This is a genomic window from Streptomyces anulatus, assembly GCF_014650675.1.
Classification (GTDB): Bacteria; Actinomycetota; Actinomycetes; order Streptomycetales; family Streptomycetaceae; genus Streptomyces; species Streptomyces anulatus.
Map to the genome: position 1 here is coordinate 124,450 of NZ_BMVK01000011.1, position 19,047 is coordinate 143,496.

Below are 19,047 nucleotides of genomic sequence, written 5' to 3' on the forward strand. Positions count from 1 at the left end.
CGGCGAACCGTCAGCGCGACAGCCGTGGCAGCCGCCCCGCTCTCGCCGTCGCGACCAGCTCCTCGACGGTGGCGAGCTTCACCCGGGGCCGCCCGTCGCGCCGCCCCCGGTCCCGTTCGGCACGGTCGATCGCGGCCAGGCCCCGGGCGTCCACGACCCGGCGGTTGCGCCGCCGGGCCAGGCGCCGGAACGCCCTGGCGTCACCCGTCGGGGCGGGCAGCGTCCCGGCGACCGCGTCGGCCAGGAGCGTGCCGACCGTCTCGGCCGCGCAGGTACGGTTGGCGCCGATCCCGCCGGAGGGCCCCCGCTTGATCCAGCCGACCACATAGCCGCCGGGCAGCCCGGCGACCCGGCCGCCCTCGTGCGGAACGGTGCCCGACGCCTCGTCGAACGGCAGCCCGGGGACGGGCAGCCCCCGGTAGCCGATGGCCCGCAGCAGCATTCCGGCGGCCAGATCCGCGGCGCCCCCGCCGCCGTCGGTGACCCGTACGGTGCGCACGTCCCCGTCGCCCAGGATCTCCACCGGCCCGGAGTGGAAACGGAGCACGATGCGCCGGGCGGCCCCGGTGGGAGTCGTGGGGGCCGCGGCGTCCGTACGCACCCGGGCGAGCCCCCGGAGCAGTCCGGCCCGGTCGCCCGCCCCGGCCGCGTCGATCGCCGCCCCCGTACGCGGATCGTGGTCGTCCACGACCAGCTCCACGTCCGGCAGATGCTTCAGCGCGAGGAGTTCGGACCGGGTGTACGCGGCGTCCTCGGGCCCCCGCCGCCCCAGCACCACCACCTCGCGGACCCGGCTCGCCCGCAGGGCCTCCAGCGCGTGCGCGGCGATGTCGGTGCCCGCGAGCGCCTCCGGGTCGGCGACCAGGATCCGGGCGACGTCGAGCGCCACGTTGCCGTTGCCCACCACGACGACCCGCTCGGCGGACAGGTCGACGCCCTGCGCGACGGCCTCCGGGTGGGCGTTGTACCAGGCGACGAACGAGGTCGCCGACAGACACCCGGGACCGTCCTCGCCGGGGATGCCGAGCCGCCGGTCCGTGGAGGCGCCGACCGCGTAGATCACCGCGTCGTGGTGGGCGGCCAGCTCCTCGGCGGTGACGTCCCGGCCCACCTCGATGCCCAGGTGCATCCGGACCCGGGGGTGCGAGTGGAAGCGGGAGAAGGTGTCGCCGACCTTCTTCGTCGCGGGGTGGTCGGGCGCCACGCCGTACCGGACGAGCCCGCCGGCCACCGGCAGCCGGTCGATCAGCGTCACCTCGGCGGCGGTGTGCAGCAGAAGATCCTGCGCCGCGTACATCCCGGCGGGCCCGGTGCCGACGACGGCCACCCGCAGGGGCCCGAAGTCGGACGGCAGGCTGCGCCCGAAGACCGGCTCGCCCCACGCGTGGAAGTTCGGCCCCTCCGTCGTCCCGGGGGCCGGCTCCCCGCCCTCGTAGTAGGCGGCGTTGATGTCGGCGTACTCCCGCTGCCCGGCGGACAGCGAGTCCACCGGGAAGATCGCGTCCACCGGGCAGGCGTCCGCGCAGGCCCCGCAGTCGATGCACGCCCGGGGGTCGATGTGGAGCATCTCCGTGGAGCCGAAGGCGCGTTCCTCCGGCGTCGGGTGGATGCAGTTGACCGGGCAGACGGCCACGCAGGTGGCGTCGTTGCAGCAGGTCTGGGTGATGGCGTAGGTCATGGCCCCGGCTCAGATCAGGTTCGCGCGCTTGTAGAACGCGAGGGCGGGCTTGGTGAGCAGACGGGCGGAGGCCAGGAAGTCCATCAGCCCCGAACAGCTGGACCGCATCATCGACTTGTGGTGCTCGTTGCGCCGGGCGGCGGCCAGCGCCCGCTTCTTGTCCAGCCCGGCCTTCCGGTAGACCTCCGGGTTCACCATGCTGGTCACGATGACGTACGAGGCGACGGCGACGACGAACGCGTTGATCTGCCGCCGCGCCCACCCGGCGCCCTCCAGGCGCTTGAGGGTCTCGTCCCGGGCGAACTTCATGTGCCGGGACTCCTCCACCACATGGATGTTGTTGATGGTGCGGACGAACGGCACGACCCGCTCGTCGCGCATCCAGTCCCGCTGCATCACGTCGAGCACTTCCTCGGCGACCAGGATCGCCGCGTACGCCGCCTCGCCGAACGCCAGCGTCTTGAAGGCCCTGCCCAGCTCCATCACCGCGCGGCGGGGCCGGTAGTGGGGCGCGCCGAGCTTCTGCGCGCCGCGCGCGAACATGATCGAGTGGCGGCACTCCTCGGCTATCTCGGTGAGCGCCCACTGGAACTCCGCGCCCGCCGGGTTCTTCATGTAGATGTCGCGCAGCAGCATCTGCTGCAGGATCATCTCGAACCAGATCCCGGTGCTGGCGACCGAGGCCGCCTCCTGCCGGGTGAGCTCCTTGCGCTGCCCCTCGGTCAACTCGCCCCAGTAGGCGGTCCCGTAGAGACTGCTCCACTCCGGGCTCGCGCCGTGGAACTCCTTGTCCAGCGGCGTCTCCCAGTCCACCTCCACGGCCGGGTCGTACGCGAGCTGCGCGGCCGAGTCGAGCAGCCGCCGCGCGACGTCGTCGCCCTCGGGGCTTTCCTGGACCTTCGACGGAACGGTGCTGCCGGCCATGCTGCGGCTCCTTGGGTCGAGTGCGGTGATCCTCGATCGTGGTGAGGTGCGTACGTCGGCCGACCTCCGCGTACGGATTCGACGCGCGCCGTACGGAATCGGCTCGCGCCGAGCGGGGTCGGGTCGTGCTGTACGGGATCACCGGGGCCGGGGGCGACGGCCCGCGCAGGACCGGACACCGGCCGGCCCGGGATCCTTGTTAGACGCAAGGTATAACAAGGATTCCGGGCCGCCTACCCCCCGGTAGAAATCGGTACGGACGCTCACCGCATCTCCCCGCCCGGAGGGAAGTCCGGCGCTATTCCTCCCCCCAGGCGACCGGCAGGGAGACCACCCCGTAGATGCTGGAGCGCTCGCGCAGCGGCACTTCCCCCGGCGGGACCGCGAGGCGCAGGGCGGGAAAGCGGGCGAAGAGCGCCGGGAGCGCGACGGTCATCTCGACCCGGGCGAGCTGCTGGCCCAGGCACTGGTGGGGGCCGTGGCCGAAGGAGAGATGCCCGGTGGCCCGGCGGCGGATGTCGAGCCGGTCGGGGTCGGGGAACCTGCGCGGGTCACGGTTGGCGGCCTGTACGGAGACGGTCACCGTCTCCCCCGCCCTGATCAGCTCGCCCTCCACCTCGACGTCCTCCAGCGCGGACCGCAGCAGCGGGTCGGCCACGCTGAGATAGCGCAGCAACTCCTCCGAGGCCGGTCCGGCGAGATCCGGGTCGGCGCGCAGGGCCTCCAGCTGAACGGGGTCGGCCAGCAGGGCGAAGACGCCGAGGCCGAGCATGTTCGCGGTGGTGTCGAGCCCGGCGGCGAGGAGCAGCCCGCCGATCCCGGCCAGCTCCTCGTCGCTGAGGCCGGAGGCGGCGGGTCCGGGGGCGGCGAGGTCGCCGGACCCGGCGCCGGGTGCGGGGCCGGGCGCGGCGAGGTCGCTGAGCAGGTCGTCGGTGGGCTCGGCCCGCTTGGCGAGGACGAGATCACCGACGTACCGGAGCAGCCCCGCGTAGGCCTCGTCCCTGGCCCCGGCGTCGGCCGCCTGGTCGAAGATGACCTCGACCAGACCCAGAAAGCGCCCCCGGTCGGCATAGGGCACGCCGAGCAGCTCGCAGATCACCAGCGTGGGCACGGGCCGCGCGAAGGCCTCGACCAGGTCGGCCGTGGTTCCGGCCTGCTCCATGGCGTCCAGGCAGTCGGCGGTGAACCGCTCTATACGACCGGTTAGTTGACGCATCCGGCGCACGGTGAAGCGACCGGCGAGCAGCCGGCGGTAGCGGGTGTGCTCCGGGGCGTCGAGGCCGAGGATGTCCCCGACGGGCGCCGGCGGCAGCTCCCCCGGCGCGCCTTCCATCGGCATCGGCAGGTGCAGGAGTTCGTAGCGGGAGCTGAAGCGCGGATCGGCCAGCACCGCGCGGGCCGCCGCGTGCCCGGTGACCAGCCGGCCCACGTGCCCGTCGGCGTAGCGCAGGCGGCGGACGGGCCGGTCGCTCAGCGCGGTGAGTGCGGCGGGCGGATCGAAGGGGCAGCCGGTGTGCCGGCCGGTGGGCAGGACCGGTAACTCGTCGGTGGTCGCGGAGTCGGCGGTCTCGGAGTCGGCGGTCTCGGAGTCGATGGTCTCGGAGTCGATGGCCGGGTCGTACGTCATCAGATTCTCCCCAGGTCGTGGGATCGAGGCACCGGAGACGAAGTCACCGGGGGCTAACTCGCCGGGCGGGAACTCACCGGGGGTCCTGACCGAACTTCGAGGTCGCCCAGAAGTAGCCGAGCAGCACGAGCCCGATGCTCCAGCCGACGGCGAGCCAGCCGTTGTGGCCGATCTCGCTGCCGAGCAGCAGTCCGCGCAGGGTCTCGATGGCCGGGGTGAAGGGCTGGTACTCGGCGATCGGCCGGAACCAGCCCGGCATCGTCTCCACCGGGATGAAGGCGCTGGACAGCATCGGGAGCAGCACCATCGGCAGGGCGTTGTTGCTGGCCGCCTCGGCGTTCGGGCTGATGAGGCCCATGCCCACGGCGACCCAGGTCAGGGCGGCGGAGAAGAGCACGAGCAGCCCGAACGCGGCCAGCCACTCCACGAGCGTGGCGTCCGTGGAACGGAAGCCGATGGCCACGGCGACCGCGCCGACCAGGACCACGCTCAGCACGCTCTGCAGGACGCTGCCGACGACGTGCCCGATGATCACGGAGCCGCGGTGGATCGCCATCGTGCGGAAGCGGGCGATGATGCCCTCGGACATGTCCGTGGAGACGGACACCGCGGTACCGACCACGGTGGATCCGACGGTCAGCAGCAGGATGCCCGGGACGATGTAGGCGATGTACGCGGAACGGCCGCCCCCTCCGCCACCGATGCCCGCGCTCATCACGTCGCCGAAGATGTAGACGAAAAGCAGCAGGAGCATGACAGGCGTGAGGAGCAGGTTCAGGGTGAGCGAGGGGTAGCGCCGGGCGTGCAGGAGGTTGCGGCGCAGCATGGTGTTCGAGTCGCGTACGGCGAGGGAGAGGGAACTCATCGGACAGCCTCCTTCGGCTGGTTGTTCCGGGCGGGCACGCCGGATCCGGTCAGGGCGAAGAACACGTCGTCGAGGTCGGGGGTGTGCACGGTCAGCTCGTCGGCCTCGATCTCGGCCGAGTCCAGCCAGTCGAGAATGGAGCGCAGTTCGCGCTGGCTTCCGTCGCTGGGAATCTGGAGCGACAGGGTCTCGTCGTCGCGGGTGACTTCCCGCAGTGCCGAGGCGGCGGACCGGTAGGCGTCGGGGTCGGTGAAGCGGAGCTTGACGTGCCCGCCGGGGACGATCCGCTTGAGCTCCTCGGCACTGCCCTCCGCGGCGATCTTCCCGTCGTTGAGGACGGCGATGCGGTCGGCGAGTTCGTCGGCCTCTTCCAGGTACTGCGTGGTGAGGAAGACGGTGACGCCGTCGGAGACCAGGTTGCGGATGATGCCCCACATGGTGTGGCGGGAGCGGGGGTCGAGTCCGGTGGTCGGTTCGTCGAGGAAGATGATCCGCGGGGAGCCGACCAGCGTCATCGCGATGTCGAGACGCCGCTTCATGCCGCCGGAGTAGGTCGACGCGGGCTTCTTCGCGGCGTCCACCAGGTCGAACCGCTCCAGGAGTTCGGCGGCGACCCGCCGCCCCTCGCGCCTGGACAGGTGGTGGAGGTCCGCCATCAACAGCATGTTCTCCTCTCCGGTGATCAGGCCGTCGACGGCGGAGAACTGTCCGGTGACACCGATCGCGGCGCGGATCGCCTGCGGGTCGGTGGCGAGGTCGTGGCCGCCGACGCGGATCTCGCCGGAGCCGGCGCCGGGGGAGATGAGGGTGGAGAGAATCTTGACGACGGTGGTCTTGCCCGCCCCGTTCGGGCCGAGCAGGGCGAAGACCGTGCCGGCCGGGACGGCCAGGTCGATGCCGTCCAGGACGGCCTTGTCCCCATAGGACTTGCGCAGTCCGGTGGCGGTGATCGCCTGCGCCGCGGCCTGGGCGGCAAGCGGTGCGGAGACCCGGGTGACGGTCATGCTGGTTCCCTTCATGCTGGTTCCGCTCTCGCGAGCGGCGAGTCGGGCGTGGACGGGACATGAGGCGGGCACGACGGAGGTCAGGCGCGGCGGACGATGATGTCGCCGGCCCCGCTCCGGGCGTGCACCTCGACGGTCTCGTCGGAGTCCTCGGGCCCGGCGGCGGCGCCGAGCGAGTTGCGTACGGTGCCGAACTTGGGGTTCAGGTCGAGCCAGGCGGCGGTGCCCTCGTGGATGCCCACTTCGAGGTCGCCGACGGAGGTGCGCAGAGCGATGCGGCCGCGGATCACGTCGCCGACGCGGATGCGGCCGTTGGACGAGGTCGCGTCGACCCCGGCGTGAGCGACGCCGATCTCGATCCGCCCGTTGGCGGACTTGGCGACGACGCCGCCGTGCACGACGCCCACGGAGATGTCGCCGTTGGCCGCGTTGACCTTCAGCTCACCGCCGACCTCGTCGATCCCGGTCGCGCCGTTGCCGTTCTTGACGACTGCCGCCCCGGCGACGGCGCCGACCTCGACCCGGCCCGAACCGACGACCTCGGCGTCCCCGGTGGAGCGGCCGAGCCGGATGTCGCCGTGGTCGGTCCTGAGCTCGGCGCGGGCCGCCTCGTCCACCTGGAGGTCACCGAGCGAGGTCTTGAGCTGCACCTCGCCGAGCGGCCCTTCGCAGAAGAAGCCGCCCAGCGCGGAGGTGCCGCGCACATCGGACCCCGCAGGCAGTTCGATGCTCACCACGACGGTGCCCGGCTTGCCGAACAGGGAGCGCTTCTTGGGGGTCCTGACGGTGAGACGACCACCCGAGCAGGAGACCTGGGTCTGCTGCACGGCGCGTACGTCGTCCTCGTCGGATCCGTTGCCCGGCAGCACCTCGACGACCGTGTCGGTGCGCTTGCCCGCGGTGATGCGGGCGGTGCCGGCGTCCAGCTCGACGACGGCGGAGATCGGCTCGTGAGTATCGAAAGAAGGCATGGCTGTCCCGTCCTCTTGGCTCGGTGAGTGATGAGTGATCGGTGATCAGTGACGTCGGCCGGATCGGCGATCCGCCGGTGAAGTGGTGCCGGCTACAGACTGAGCGGGCTCAGCTGGCTCAGTGGTTCAGCTGGCTCAGCGGCTCAGCTGGCTCAGCGGCTCAGCTGGCTCAGCGGACCCAGCCGGTGAAGCCGCGACCGCCCGAGTCCTTGCCCCGGCCCGGTGCGCTCGCGCGCCCCCCGCCGTCGAGGGACACGGACACGGCCCGCACGAGCCAGGCGTTGACCGACAGCCCCTCCGCAGCGGCCGCGCTCTCGGCGCGGCCCTTGAGGTGGGCGGGGAGACGGAGGTTGATCCGCACCATGGTGCCGTCGTCGGCCTCCCCGGCCGGAGCCGCGGCCACGACGGGAGCCACGACCGCTTCCCGCTCCTCACGCACCGGCTCGGGCGCCGGAGGCGCCGTCACCACGAACTCGGGATCGAGCCCGCGCAGCCGTACGTCGACCGAACCGGGAGCCAGCTCCCGGGTGACGTCGCCCATGGCCGCGGAGAGCACGTTGAGCAGGGTCAGCCGGACGGCGGACTCCAGGGGAGCGCTGAGCCGCTCGGCCAGGGCGCGGGCTTCGTCGCCGCTGGCATCCGCGGCGACGGCGAGTTCCCGCCGGAGATTGTCGACGTAGGGGGTGAGGTCCATGACGCCATCATGGCACACACATGGCACCACGTCGAGCCACATTGGCGCATCACACAGAAACAAGCCGCTGACCTGCAACATCGCCATCAGAACGGCGAAGATGGCACCACAGGAACGCACAAAGCAACCGAGGATGGCACCACGGCACCGCCACGTGGCACCACCTGGCACACCCGTGACACCACCTGGCACCAGGTGGCACCAGGTGGCGCCACGGAAAGGGCGAAGGAACAAAAGAAGCCCGGGTCAGAAGTACATCCGACCCGGGCTTCCCGCTGAGCCCCCTGTCGGATTCGAACCGACGACCTACGCATTACAAGTGCGTTGCTCTGGCCAGCTGAGCTAAGGAGGCGTGCCGGAGCAGTCTAACCAACCCCGCGCCCCGCTCGTCCGCGATTTCCGTGTGCCTCGGACTACTGACAGATCGGGAAACGCCAGGTAGCGTCGCGGCAGGTTCGCGTCTGTGGACCAGACCACTCCCTACTCGGATCGTCCGGCACGTTCCTGCCGGTTGAGGAGAAGATTCAGCATGGCCAGTGTCACGTTCGACAAGGCGTCCCGCGTCTACCCCGGCTCCACGAAGCCGGCCGTGGACCAGCTCGAGATCGACATCGCGGACGGTGAGTTCCTCGTCCTCGTCGGTCCCTCCGGTTGTGGCAAGTCGACCTCCCTGCGCATGCTCGCGGGTCTCGAGGACGTCAACGGCGGCGCGATCCGCATCGGTGACCGCGACGTCACGCACCTGCCGCCGAAGGACCGGGACATCGCCATGGTGTTCCAGAACTACGCGCTCTACCCGCACATGTCCGTCGCGGACAACATGGGCTTCGCGCTGAAGATCGCCGGTATCAACAAGACCGAGATCCGGGCGAAGGTCGAAGAGGCCGCCAAGATGCTGGACCTCACCGACTACCTGGACCGCAAGCCGAAGGCGCTCTCCGGTGGTCAGCGTCAGCGTGTGGCGATGGGCCGGGCCATCGTGCGTGAGCCGCAGGTCTTCCTCATGGACGAGCCGCTGTCGAACCTCGACGCCAAGCTCCGTGTCTCCACCCGTACGCAGATCGCCTCGCTGCAGCGCCGCCTCGGCATCACCACCGTGTACGTCACCCACGACCAGGTCGAGGCCCTCACCATGGGCGACCGCGTCGCGGTGCTGAAGGACGGGCTGCTCCAGCAGGTCGACTCGCCGCGCAACATGTACGACCGCCCCGCGAACCTCTTCGTCGCCGGCTTCATCGGCTCCCCCGCGATGAACCTCGTCGAGGTCCCGATCACCGACGGCGGCGTGAAGTTCGGCAACAGCGTCGTCCCGGTCTCCCGCGAGGCGCTCACCGCCGCCGCGGACCGCGGTGACACCACCGTCACGGTCGGCATCCGCCCCGAGCACTTCGACATCGTCGAGCACGGCGGTGCCGCCGCGAAGTCGCTGACCAAGGACTCCTCGGACGCGCCGGCCGGTCTCGCCGTCTCCGTCAACGTCGTCGAGGAGCTCGGCGCCGACGGCTTCGTCTACGGCGGCGCGCAGGTCGGTGGCGAGCACAAGGACCTGGTCGTCCGCGTCGGCGGCCGCGCCGTCCCGGAGAAGGGCACCGAGCTGCACGTCGTCCCGCGCCCGGACGAGCTGCACGTCTTCGCGACCTCCACCGGCGAGCGTCTCACCAACTGACGCCCCACCCGACGTACGCCCGGCCCCGCACTCCCCGCAAGGGGGTGCGGGGCCGTTTGCGTGGTCCCGGCGGGTTCGGGTTTCGGTGCCGGGCGGCAGCAAATACCCCGGCACACAGGGCATTTCACCCTGGTTCGTCAACCTCGTATTCGAAAGGGCGCGTCGAACCATCCCCCGCAGGAGTGACGAATTGTCGCCAAGTCATCACTGGCCGCTACGCTCGCTGCGTGACCCACACCGCGCGCCGCATCGGCCGATCCCTCGCTCTCGTCCTGCCCGTCGTCATGGTTCTGTCCGGGACCCTCGCGGTCACCAGCGTTCAGTGGGCGGAGTCGGACAGCGACTCCCAGCTGCTGGCCGCCTCCTCGGAGACCGTGTCCAAGCCCGCGAAGCCGCACGCCCCGCAGGACGTCCTGCGCGAGAAGCTGCTCGTGGAGCTGCAGGAGAAGGACCCGGGCACCGCGCTCACGGGCCTCCAGCGCGCCGTCGAGCAGCGCCCCTCGCTCGCCCGCCACTGCATGTCGATCGCGCGGGCCCTGGGCAAGGCGGCCGTCGAGCAGTACGGCCCGACCCGGGCGCACCGCTTCTCCCGGCCCGTCTGCGACACCTCGTTCGCCTCCGGCGTCGCGCAGTTCAGCTAGGGCTCCGCACCCCGGGAGGCGGTCGCGCGGAGCGTCGCCTTCCGACGGCGGGCAGCGCATATCGTGCCTGCCATGCATACGTATCCGACGCAGGCCGTGATCCTTGCCGGTGGCCAGGGGTCGCGGCTGCGGCCGTACACCGACGACCGCCCCAAGCCGATGGTCGAGATCCCCGGGACCGGGACTCCGATCATCGGCCATCAGCTGTCCTGGCTGGCCGCCGAGGGAGTCACCGACGCCGTGGTCTCCTGCGGGCACCTCGCCGAGGTGCTCCAGGAGTGGCTGGACGCCGCCGTGCTGCCGCTCCGGGTCACCACCGTCGTGGAGACCGAGCCGCTGGGCCGAGGCGGCGGTCTGAAGTACGCGGCCGGCCGGCTGCCCGATCCGGACCAGCCCTGGTACGCCACCAACGGCGACATCTGGACCCGCTTCTCCCTGCGCGAGATGGCCGCCTTCCACGCGGAGCGCGACGCCACGGCCACCCTGGCCCTCGCCCGGCCCCGGATCCCGTGGGGCGCCGTGGAGACGGACGCGTTCGGGCACATCACCGACTTCATCGAGTCGCCGCCCTCGCCGTATCTGATCAACGCCGGGGTGTACGTGTTCTCGCCCGCGTTCACGAAGCTTCTGCCGGACCTCGGCGACCATGAGCGGACCACGTTCCCCCGGCTCGCCCGCGAGCGTCGGCTGGCCGGGTATCCGCTGCCGAACGGCGCGTACTGGCGGGCCATCGACACCGCGAAGGACCTGACCGAGGCGGCCCGCGAGCTCGGCTCCCACGAAGGCTGACAACCGTCGCCTCACATCAAGGGGCGGCCCCCACCCGGTTCTTCCGTCCGGGTGGGGGCCGCCCCTCACTGCTGTCGTACGGGGTCAGCCGAGGAGACCGCCGATCGGGTTCCGGCCGCCGCCCGTGGTCGATCCCTCGCCGCCGGAGGAGGTCGAGCCGCCGGTGGGCGCCGGTTCGCCGCCACCGCCGGAAGAGGCGTCGCCGGTGGATCCGGAGGAGGTGGGTCCGGCGCTGGTGGCCGCCGGGGGCTGCTGCGGGGTGGTCTGCTGCGGAGGCGCCTGGTTGGTGCCCTGGGTCTGGCTGGGAGCGGTGTCCGAACCGGTGCTCTGGCCGCCGGAGTCGCGGGTCGCGCCCGGGGTGGCCTGGCCGCCGGCGGGAGCGGTCGCCGCGCCGGAGCTGCTGGGCTCCGGCTGTCGCCGCTGGTCCGGCGTACGGGAGGCCTGGCGCTCGCCGGTGGACTCCTGGGGCAGCGGCATGCCGGGAAGGCGGTTGGTGGGGTTGTCGTTGCGGCCGGGGACCGTGACGACCTCGCTGGAGCGGACCGCGCCGCCGAGGATGGAGCCGATGAGCAGGGTGAGACCGACGACGACCGTCCCGACGACGGTGCCCCGGCGCAGGACCCGGCGGCGCAGGTCCCAGATCTCCGAGCGCGGGCCGAGCTTGCGCCAGGCCTCCCCGGCCAGCCGGCCGTCCACGGAGTAGACCGGCGCGCCCGCGATGATCAGCGGGCTCCAGGCAGCCAGCAGGATGATGTCGGGGGCGTCGTACACCGCGACCGTGCGCCAGCTCACCGTCACCAGCAGCGCGGCGGAGAGCAGCGCGCCGAACGCGGCGGCGACCCGCTGCCAGAGGCCGAGGACGGTGAGCACGCCGACGACGACCTGGAGGAAGGCGACGGTCAGTCCGGCGCCGACCGGGTGGGAGAGCGCGAAGTCGCGCAGCGGCTCGGCCATCGCCCACGGGTGCAGGGAGGTCAGCCACTTCACCATCGAGCCGCGCTCGCCGCCGTCGAAGTAGACGGGGTCGCAGAGCTTGCCCATGCCGGCGTAGATGGAGATGAAACCGAGGAGCACCCGCATGGGGAGCAGGACGACGCCCAGGTTCATCCGGTGGCCGGGGTAATAGGCGTGCCGGACGGGGTCGTTGCCGCTCCGCCGGGCGCGGGACTCGGCGGCCTCCGCGGCCTCGTCGTAGTCGTCGTCGGGGGCGCCGGGCCCGCCGAGGCCGTCGGGCCCGTCGACCGGATCGTCGTACGCGCCGACGGCCTGCCGCATGGGCGGCAGCAGCGGACCGGTGCGTCCCGGCTGGTGGGGGGCGGTCAGTACGGGGTTGGGCTGCGTCTCCTCCAGGAGCGGGATGACCTGCGTCGCGCCCGCTCCGTGCCCGTCCCCGGACGCCCCGCCGAGTCCGGCGTCGAGGTGTCCGGCGGTGGAGTTGCGCACGGCCTGGAGGAGGCCCGTCGCGCCGGGGTCGCCGGGAGCGGACTTCCCGCTCCAGACGACCGGTGCCCGCCTGCGGCCTCCGCCGGCACCGCTCATGGCGGGGATGCGGGCCGTTTCCGCGGGGGCACCGCGCAGCCGTGCGCGCTGGCCCGGGGCGAGCTGCACCCGGAAGCTGGCGTGGTTGACGATGACCTGCGCGGGGTCGCTGTCCACCTTGGTCATGCTCAGGGAGGCGGGTTGCTCGTCGAACCGAGGCGTTCTGGTGTCCACACTCATCTAACCGAGTGACGTGTGGTTAGGACACTGCCTTGACCGCACCTGGTGTGTCCGAGACCCGTCAAGATCAGGCCAAACTCGGGCAACCTGGAAGCATGTTCGGCGTTCGCGCGTCAACTCGCCCGGCAGGCGAGCCTGTTGCGGTGCGCGTCGCCGCGCGAACGCCGCGGCCCCGGAGGGCCGGCGGACGGCTATCCGCGGCGGCGCGCCACCTCGTACAGCACGATGCCCGCCGCGACACCGGCGTTGAGCGACTCCGCGCCGCCCGGCATCGAGATCCGCACCCGGTAGTCGCAGGTCTCGCCGACGAGACGGCCCAGGCCCTTGCCCTCGCTGCCGATGACGATGACGACCGGGCCCGCCAGCTGCTCCAGGTCCTCCACCGTGTGCTCGCCGTCGGCGGCCAGGCCGACGACCGTGAGGCCCGCCTTCTGGTAGCCCTCCAGCGCGCGGGTGAGGTTGGTGACCCGGGAGACCGGCGTGCGGGCCGCCGTGCCGGCCGAGGACTTCCACGCACCGGCGGTCATGCCGGCCGCGCGGCGCTCGGGGACGACCACGCCGTGGCCGCCGAACGCGGAGACCGAGCGGACGATGGCGCCGAGGTTGCGCGGGTCGGTCACCCCGTCGAGGGCGACGATCAGCGGGTCCTCGTTGTTGTCGTACGCGGCGGCGGTGAGGTCCTCCGGGTGCGCGTACTCGTACGGCGGGACCTGGAGGACGAGGCCCTGGTGGTTCAGGCCGTTCGTCATCCGGTCCAGCTCGGGGCGCGGGGCCTCCATCAGGTTGATGTTGCCGCGCTCGCCCGCGAGCTTGAGGGCGTCGCGGACGCGCTCGTCGTTGTCGATGTACTGCTGGACGTACAGGGTGACGGCGGGCACGCCGTCCCGCAGGGCCTCGTAGACCGGGTTGCGGCCGACGACCATCTCCGAGGTGCCCTTCACACCGCCGCGCCGGGGCGCGGGGCGGCGGGCCGCGGCCTGCTTGGCCTGGGCGCCGGCGATCCGGTTCTTCTTGTGTCCCTTACGGGCGGAGGCGGGCGGCGTCGGTCCCTTGCCCTCGAGACCACGGCGTCGCTGGCCACCGCTGCCGACCTGCATGCCCTTCTTGTTGGACGTGCGGCGGTTCCTGCGCTGGCTGTTCCCGGCCATGATCTACCTGTTTCGTTGCTTTCAGACGTACGTATGTATAGGGAAAGTGTGCCGCCCGGATCGCCGGGCGGCACATCTGCACTGCTCGACGGGGGCGCTCAGCGCGGTCCCAGCGTCCACCGGGGGCCGGTGGGGCTGTCCTCGATGACGAGTCCGGACTGGTTGAGCTGGTCGCGGATGGCGTCGGCCGCGGCCCAGTCCTTGCGGGCGCGGGCCGACTGCCGCTGGTCCAGGACGAGACGCACGAGGGTGTCGACGACGCCGTGCAGATCCTCGCCCCGGTCGCTCTCGCCCGCCCAGTGCGGGTTGAGCGGGTCCAGGCCGAGGACGCCGAGCATGGCCCGGACCTCGGCGAGGCGGGCGGCCGCGGCTTCCTTGTCGTCGGCGGCCAGTGCGCTGTTGCCCTGGCGGACGGTGGTGTGGATGATCGCCAGCGCCTGCGGCACGCCCAGGTCCTCGTCCATCGCCTCGGCGAAGGCGGGCGGCACCTCGGCGGCGGGGGCGACGACCTCCCCGGTCTTCTCGGTGACGCGCTGGACGAAGCCCTCGATCCGCGCGAACGCGGACTCGGCCTCGCGCAGGGCCTCCTCGCTGTACTCGATCATCGACCGGTAGTGCGGGGTGCCGAGGTAGTAGCGCAGGACGATCGGACGCCACTGCTTGACCATCTCGCTGACGAGGACGGAGTTGCCCAGCGACTTCGACATCTTCTCGCCGGACAGGGTGACCCAGCCGTTGTGCACCCAGTACTTCGCGAACTCGTCGCCGTAGGCCTTGGCCTGGGCGATCTCGTTCTCGTGGTGCGGGAAGATCAGGTCGATGCCGCCGCCGTGGATGTCGAAGGCGGAGCCCAGGTACTTGTGGGCCATCGCGGAGCACTCCAGGTGCCAGCCGGGACGGCCGCGCCCCCAGGGCGTCTCCCAGCTGGGCTCGCCCGGCTTGGTGGCCTTCCACATGGCGAAGTCACGCTGGTCGCGCTTGCCGGTCTCGCCCTCGCCGGAGGGCTGGCGCAGATCGTCCAGCTCCTGGTTGGAGAGCTCCAGATAGCTGGGCAGCGAGCGCACGTCGAAGTAGACGTTGCCGTCGGCCTCGTAGGCGTGACCGCTCTCGATCAGGCCGCGCATCATCTCGATCATCTCGGGAACGTGGCCGGTGGCGCGGGGCTCGTAGGTGGGCGGCAGGCAGCCGAGCACGTCGTAGCCGTCGTTGAACGCGCGCTCGTTCTCGTAGCCGATCGACCACCACGGGCGGCCCTGCTCGGCGGACTTCGCGATGATCTTGTCGTCGATGTCGGTGACGTTCCGGATGAACGTGACGTCGTAGCCGCGGTAGGTGAACCAGCGGCGCATGATGTCGAAGTTCAGGCCCGAGCGGATGTGGCCGATGTGCGGTGCTGCCTGGACAGTGGCGCCACAGAGGTAGATCGAGACGCAGCCCGCTGTGAGCGGGACGAAGTCACGGATCTGCCGGGCGTTGGTGTCGTGCAGGCGAATAGTCACGCCTCAAGGGTAGTAGGCCCGCACCAGTGCCCCGCGACCCTTGGGGATCGCGGGGACAACTTTCTGGTACCGGGACGCCCCGAAACGGCCCGGGAAGGGCCCGGAGAGCGTTCTCACGCCCTCGGCGGGCCCTACAGGCCGCCGACGACCTTGCGCGGGGAGACGCGGACGACGACGCGGGGGTCGTCCGCGGCGGAGTTCGGGTTGAACTCGGCGTACGGCTTGCCGGTGTACTTCACCGAGAGCTCGTCGATCAGCTCCTGCCCGCCGTCCGTCGTCAGCGTCGCCTCGCCGCGGATCTCGGCGTAGGTGTACGGGGAGTCGAAGGGCTGGACGAGCACGGTGACGCGCGGGTCGCGGCGGAGGTTCTTCTCCTTGCGGCGGCCGACGGTGGTGGAGATCAGTACGTCGTCGCCGTCGCGCTTGACCCAGACCGGGGAGACCTGGGGGCTGCCGTCGGGCTGGATGGTGGCGATGTTGACGAACACGGGGCTGTCGAGCAGGTTCTTGAGCTCGGCGGAGAGTGCGGCGGTCATGCGTACGTCCTCCTGAGTGCTGCGCGTCGGTTGGCGTCCCGCGGACCGGCCCGCGTCCGGGACCGCCCCTCGGGGTGGTCCCGCGGTCCGCGTCCCGCGGGTGGTCCTGTGGTCCAGTGCTGCTCCTACCCGGCAACCGCGCGCGTTCCCCGATCCTTCCCGCCCCGGCCCACCGGAAGAGTGAACGCCAGTGCCGCCCCGGCCAGCGGGACCGCCGCGAGCACCGCCCACCGCACGGGCGCGGGCACGTCGAGCAGCGCGCCGGTCGCCGCGCTCCCCAGGAGGACGGCGATCCCGGACACGGAGGACAGCGCCCCGGTGGCCAGCCCGAGCTGCCGGTCATCGACCAGGTCGGGCACCAGGCCCCGCGCGGCGGGGACCAGCAGCATCTGGCCCAGGGTCAGCAGGACGACGAGCGCCGCGCCGGGCAGCAGACCGCCGGGGCCGGCGGGGGTGAGCGGTACGGCGGCGAATCCGGCGGCGACGACCGCGAGGCCGGTGACCAGGGCGGTGCGCGGGGCGATCCGGTGGGCGGAGAAGCGGGTCAGCGGCACCTGGGCGACGACGACGAGCAGCGAGGACAGGGCGAAGAGCCAGCCGAGGGCGGCACCGGACCCGGTGGCCCGCTCGACCTCGACGGGCAGCGAGAGATAGAGCTGGTTGTAGGAGACGAGGTAGCCGCTGTACGCGAGGCAGAGCAGCAGGAACGGCCGGTTGGTGAACACCGCCCGCCAGGACGACCGCCCCCGCTGGGCCGTACGGGTGACGGTGTCCGACGCCGGTGTCCGGTCCCCTCCTCGCTCCCGTTTCCGTACGGGGTCGGCGCGCGGCATCAGGCGGGCGTGCCCGGCCAGTACGCCGACGAAGACGACGGCCCCGGCGAGGCAGGCGGCCCGGAAGCCGCCGGCGAGCAGCAGGAGCAGTGAGCCGAGCAGCGGCCCGATGAACGCCCCGGCCTGCCCGGCGGCGGAGAACAGGGCGAGGACGTGGGCGCGCGGGGTGCCGGTGTCCCGTTCGTGCCGGACGGCCTCGCGGGCGGCCTCGGACTCGACGGCGGGGGAGAACAGCGCGGCGGCGAAGCCGATGAGGAGCACGGCGGCGATGACGGTGGCCGTGGATCCGGCGACGGCGAGCCAGCCGAAGCCGGTGATCCGCAGGGCGCAGCCCGCCAGCACGACGGGGCGCGGGCCGTACCGGTCGGTGAGCGCGCCGCCGACGACGAAGAGGCCCTGCTGGCTGAAGGTGCGCAGCCCGAGGACGAGCCCGACGAGCCAGCCCGCCATGCCGAGGCCGCTGCCGAGGTGGGTGGCCAGGTAGGGCAGCACGGCATAGAAGCCGATGTTGAAGGCGAACTGGGTGACGGTGAGGAGCCGGAGGTAGGGGGTGGGCGCGCTCGCGAGCCGGGGCCTGCGGCGCTTCTCCTCGGCGGGGGCTCCGGCGTCTCCGGCGGGCGCTCCGACGGTCCCGGCGGGCGCTCCTGCGGTCCCGGCTGGCGCTCCGGCGTGCGCGGGCTCGGGCGCGTGGGGCTCGGGCGGGTCGGCGCGCGTGGGTCCGGGCCGGTTCACTTCAGGCCCGCCGGGGTGCGCCCGCGCACCGCGGCCGAGGTGAGGACGGCCAGCGCGCCGAGGACGGCGAGCGCGGCGGCGGGGGCGAGGACGGCCCAGGGGGCCCGTTCCGCGTACGGCATGTTCTCCGACAGCATCCGGCCCCATTCCGGCGCCGGGGCCTGGGTGCCGAGGCCGAGGAAGCCGAGGGAGGCGAGGGCGAGCGCGATGGCCGGGATGCGCAGGAGGGCGTGCCGGGCGACGGGCGGGAGGACCCCGGGCAGGACGTGGCGGCGCAGGAGGTGGGCCCGGTCCGCGCCGAGGGCGACGGCGGCGGCGAGGTGCGGGGCCGCCTTCTCCTGGGCGTACAGGGCGGCGGTGTGGGCGGCGAGCGGGGCCCAGGCGACCGCGGCCACCGCCGCCGCGGCGCCCCAGGGGCCCGGGCCGGCGATGCCCGCGACGACGAGGCCGGCGAGGACGGCGGGGAGCGCGTTCGCCGTCTCGGTGAGCGCTCCGGCGCGGGCGGCCCCGAGGAGCAGGCCGAGCACCAGGGTGACCGCCCCCACCGCGACGGCGGCCAGCGCGGTGCGGGCCGCGCCGTGGCCGAGGCGGGCGAGGACGTCGCGGCCGAGGTTGTCGGTGCCGAAGGGGTGCGCGGCGGAGGGGCCCGCGAGCCGGGCGGCCGTGTCGACGTGCAGGGGGTCGCGCAGGAGGCCCGCGACGGTGACGGCGACCAGGAGGCCGCCGAGCACGAGGGCGGCGACGGCGAGCGAGCGCCGGGCGGGCAGCCGGGGCGCGACGAGGGCGGGCAGCGCGCGGTCCGTGAGCGCGGGGCCGAGCAGGACGCGGACGGCGAGGCGGGAGGCCAGCCCCGCGGCGACCCCGAGGAGCAGCAGCACGAGGACGGCCGCCTGGAGGACGGGCAGGTCCTGGGCGAGGGCGGCGGCCAGGGCCGTACCGCCGAGGCCGGGGATCGCGTACAGCGTCTCGACGGCCACCGCCCCGCCGGTCAGCCCGACCGCGACCAGGCCGAGCTGGGGCAGCAGGCCCGGCAGGGTCCGGCGCAGGGCGTGCCGGGCGACGATCCGGCCGGGCAGGCCGCTCGCGGCGGCGGCCCGGGCCCAGGGTTCGGCGAACGCGCCGGGCAGGGCGTCGTCCAGCAGCCGGCCGAGCAGCGCCCCGGCGGGGACGCCCATGGCGAGCGCGGGCAGCACGAGCTGGTCGGGAGCGCCCCAGCCGAGCGCCGGGAACCATCCGAGGTGCACGGCGAGGACCGTGGCCAGCACGGCGGCGAGCAGGAACTCCGGCAGCGCGGCGAGCACCGCCGCGCCCGCTCCGGCGCGCACCCGGACGATCCGGCGCGCGGCCCCGCGCCGCAGGGTGGCGGCGCTCAGCGCGAGGGCGAGGAGCACGGCGACCGCGAGCGAGACGGCCATCAGGGTGAGGGAGTTGCCGAGGGCGGCCGTGACGTCCGGCCCGACGGGCTGCCCGGAGACCCAGGACTCCCCCAGGTCGCCCCGGAACAGCCCGCCGAGCCAGCCGCCCAGGACCTGCCAGGGCCCGCCGTCGAGCCCGGTCTCGGCGCGGATCGCGGCGAGGGTCTCGGGCGTCGGAGCCCGGTCGGCGTACCGGGCGTGCAGGATCGTGCGGGCCGGGTCGGTCCGGGTCAGCCAGGGCAGCAGCCCGATCACCGCGACGACGGCCAGCAGGGTGCCGAGCCGTCCGGCGAGGTACTTCACGCG

General features: G+C 72.8%; 16 protein-coding genes and 1 tRNA gene. 3 read left to right on the forward strand and 14 right to left on the reverse strand.

Going from position 1 to position 19,047, the window contains the following annotated elements:
• Positions 1 to 10: 10 nt before the first annotated feature.
• From IE272_RS25435 to IE272_RS25470, 8 genes are all read right to left on the reverse strand, one after another.
• The gene (locus tag IE272_RS25435; RefSeq protein WP_073960859.1) at positions 11 to 1,678 is read right to left on the reverse strand and encodes an FAD-dependent oxidoreductase; all 1,668 of its coding nucleotides are present in this window, start codon (positions 1,676 to 1,678) and stop codon (positions 11 to 13) included.
• Between the two features lie 9 nt (positions 1,679 to 1,687).
• Entirely contained in the window at positions 1,688 to 2,602 is a 915-nt protein-coding gene (locus tag IE272_RS25440; RefSeq protein ID WP_050362004.1) for an AurF N-oxygenase family protein, read from the reverse strand.
• 298 nt (positions 2,603 to 2,900) lie between these two features.
• Positions 2,901 to 4,229, reverse strand: a complete 1,329-nt coding sequence (locus IE272_RS25445; RefSeq protein ID WP_229897616.1) for a cytochrome P450 — start codon at positions 4,227 to 4,229, stop codon at positions 2,901 to 2,903.
• Positions 4,230 to 4,302: 73 nt separating this feature from the next.
• Complete coding sequence (locus IE272_RS25450; RefSeq protein ID WP_057663858.1) at positions 4,303 to 5,094, reverse strand: ABC transporter permease; 792 nt, start codon at positions 5,092 to 5,094, stop codon at positions 4,303 to 4,305.
• Complete coding sequence (locus tag IE272_RS25455) at positions 5,091 to 6,098, reverse strand: ATP-binding cassette domain-containing protein (RefSeq protein ID WP_057668286.1); 1,008 nt, start codon at positions 6,096 to 6,098, stop codon at positions 5,091 to 5,093. The genes IE272_RS25450 and IE272_RS25455 overlap by 4 nt, the downstream gene beginning before the upstream one ends.
• An 80-nt stretch (positions 6,099 to 6,178) precedes the next feature.
• Entirely contained in the window at positions 6,179 to 7,069 is an 891-nt protein-coding gene (locus IE272_RS25460) for a DUF4097 family beta strand repeat-containing protein (RefSeq protein WP_190008150.1), read from the reverse strand.
• Between the two features lie 169 nt (positions 7,070 to 7,238).
• The gene (locus IE272_RS25465) at positions 7,239 to 7,763 is read right to left on the reverse strand and encodes a toxin-antitoxin system HicB family antitoxin (RefSeq protein WP_047177344.1); all 525 of its coding nucleotides are present in this window, start codon (positions 7,761 to 7,763) and stop codon (positions 7,239 to 7,241) included.
• 278 nt (positions 7,764 to 8,041) lie between these two features.
• A tRNA-Thr gene (locus tag IE272_RS25470) sits at positions 8,042 to 8,115 on the reverse strand.
• A 177-nt stretch (positions 8,116 to 8,292) separates the two neighbouring features.
• Between IE272_RS25470 and IE272_RS25475 the strand changes: the two genes are divergently transcribed.
• The 3 genes from IE272_RS25475 to IE272_RS25485 all read left to right on the forward strand — a co-directional run bounded on the left by IE272_RS25475 (position 8,293) and on the right by IE272_RS25485 (position 10,859).
• Positions 8,293 to 9,429: an ABC transporter ATP-binding protein gene (locus IE272_RS25475; RefSeq protein ID WP_007446487.1), complete on the forward strand. Its 1,137-nt coding sequence runs from the start codon at positions 8,293 to 8,295 to the stop codon at positions 9,427 to 9,429.
• A 227-nt stretch (positions 9,430 to 9,656) separates the two neighbouring features.
• Positions 9,657 to 10,070, forward strand: a complete 414-nt coding sequence (locus tag IE272_RS25480; protein ID WP_047177346.1) for a hypothetical protein — start codon at positions 9,657 to 9,659, stop codon at positions 10,068 to 10,070.
• A 72-nt stretch (positions 10,071 to 10,142) separates the two neighbouring features.
• Positions 10,143 to 10,859 carry a nucleotidyltransferase family protein gene (locus IE272_RS25485; protein WP_050358841.1) on the forward strand — a complete coding sequence of 239 codons (717 nt, stop codon included), beginning with the start codon at positions 10,143 to 10,145 and terminating at the stop codon, positions 10,857 to 10,859.
• An 84-nt stretch (positions 10,860 to 10,943) separates the two neighbouring features.
• On the opposite strand, the gene IE272_RS25490 is transcribed toward IE272_RS25485, so the two are convergent.
• The 6 genes from IE272_RS25490 to IE272_RS25515 form a co-directional block, all read right to left on the reverse strand.
• A complete protein-coding gene (locus IE272_RS25490; protein ID WP_229897618.1) occupies positions 10,944 to 12,578 on the reverse strand; it encodes a DoxX family membrane protein in 1,635 nt (544 codons plus the stop codon).
• Positions 12,579 to 12,769: 191 nt separating this feature from the next.
• Positions 12,770 to 13,726 carry a 23S rRNA (guanosine(2251)-2'-O)-methyltransferase RlmB gene (gene rlmB / locus IE272_RS25495; protein WP_007446476.1) on the reverse strand — a complete coding sequence of 319 codons (957 nt, stop codon included), beginning with the start codon at positions 13,724 to 13,726 and terminating at the stop codon, positions 12,770 to 12,772.
• A gap of 98 nt (positions 13,727 to 13,824) precedes the next feature.
• Positions 13,825 to 15,225 (reverse strand): cysteine--tRNA ligase, encoded by a 1,401-nt coding sequence (gene cysS, locus IE272_RS25500; RefSeq protein ID WP_190008152.1) that lies wholly within the window; start codon positions 15,223 to 15,225, stop codon positions 13,825 to 13,827.
• A 131-nt stretch (positions 15,226 to 15,356) separates the two neighbouring features.
• A complete protein-coding gene (locus IE272_RS25505; RefSeq protein ID WP_050358844.1) occupies positions 15,357 to 15,761 on the reverse strand; it encodes a PPOX class F420-dependent oxidoreductase in 405 nt (134 codons plus the stop codon).
• Positions 15,762 to 15,886: 125 nt separating this feature from the next.
• Positions 15,887 to 17,326 (reverse strand): MDR family MFS transporter, encoded by a 1,440-nt coding sequence (locus IE272_RS25510; protein ID WP_190008154.1) that lies wholly within the window; start codon positions 17,324 to 17,326, stop codon positions 15,887 to 15,889.
• A complete protein-coding gene (locus IE272_RS25515) occupies positions 17,323 to 19,044 on the reverse strand; it encodes an ABC transporter permease subunit (RefSeq protein ID WP_056699872.1) in 1,722 nt (573 codons plus the stop codon). The genes IE272_RS25510 and IE272_RS25515 overlap by 4 nt, the downstream gene beginning before the upstream one ends.
• Between the last annotated feature and the right edge of the window lie 3 nt (positions 19,045 to 19,047).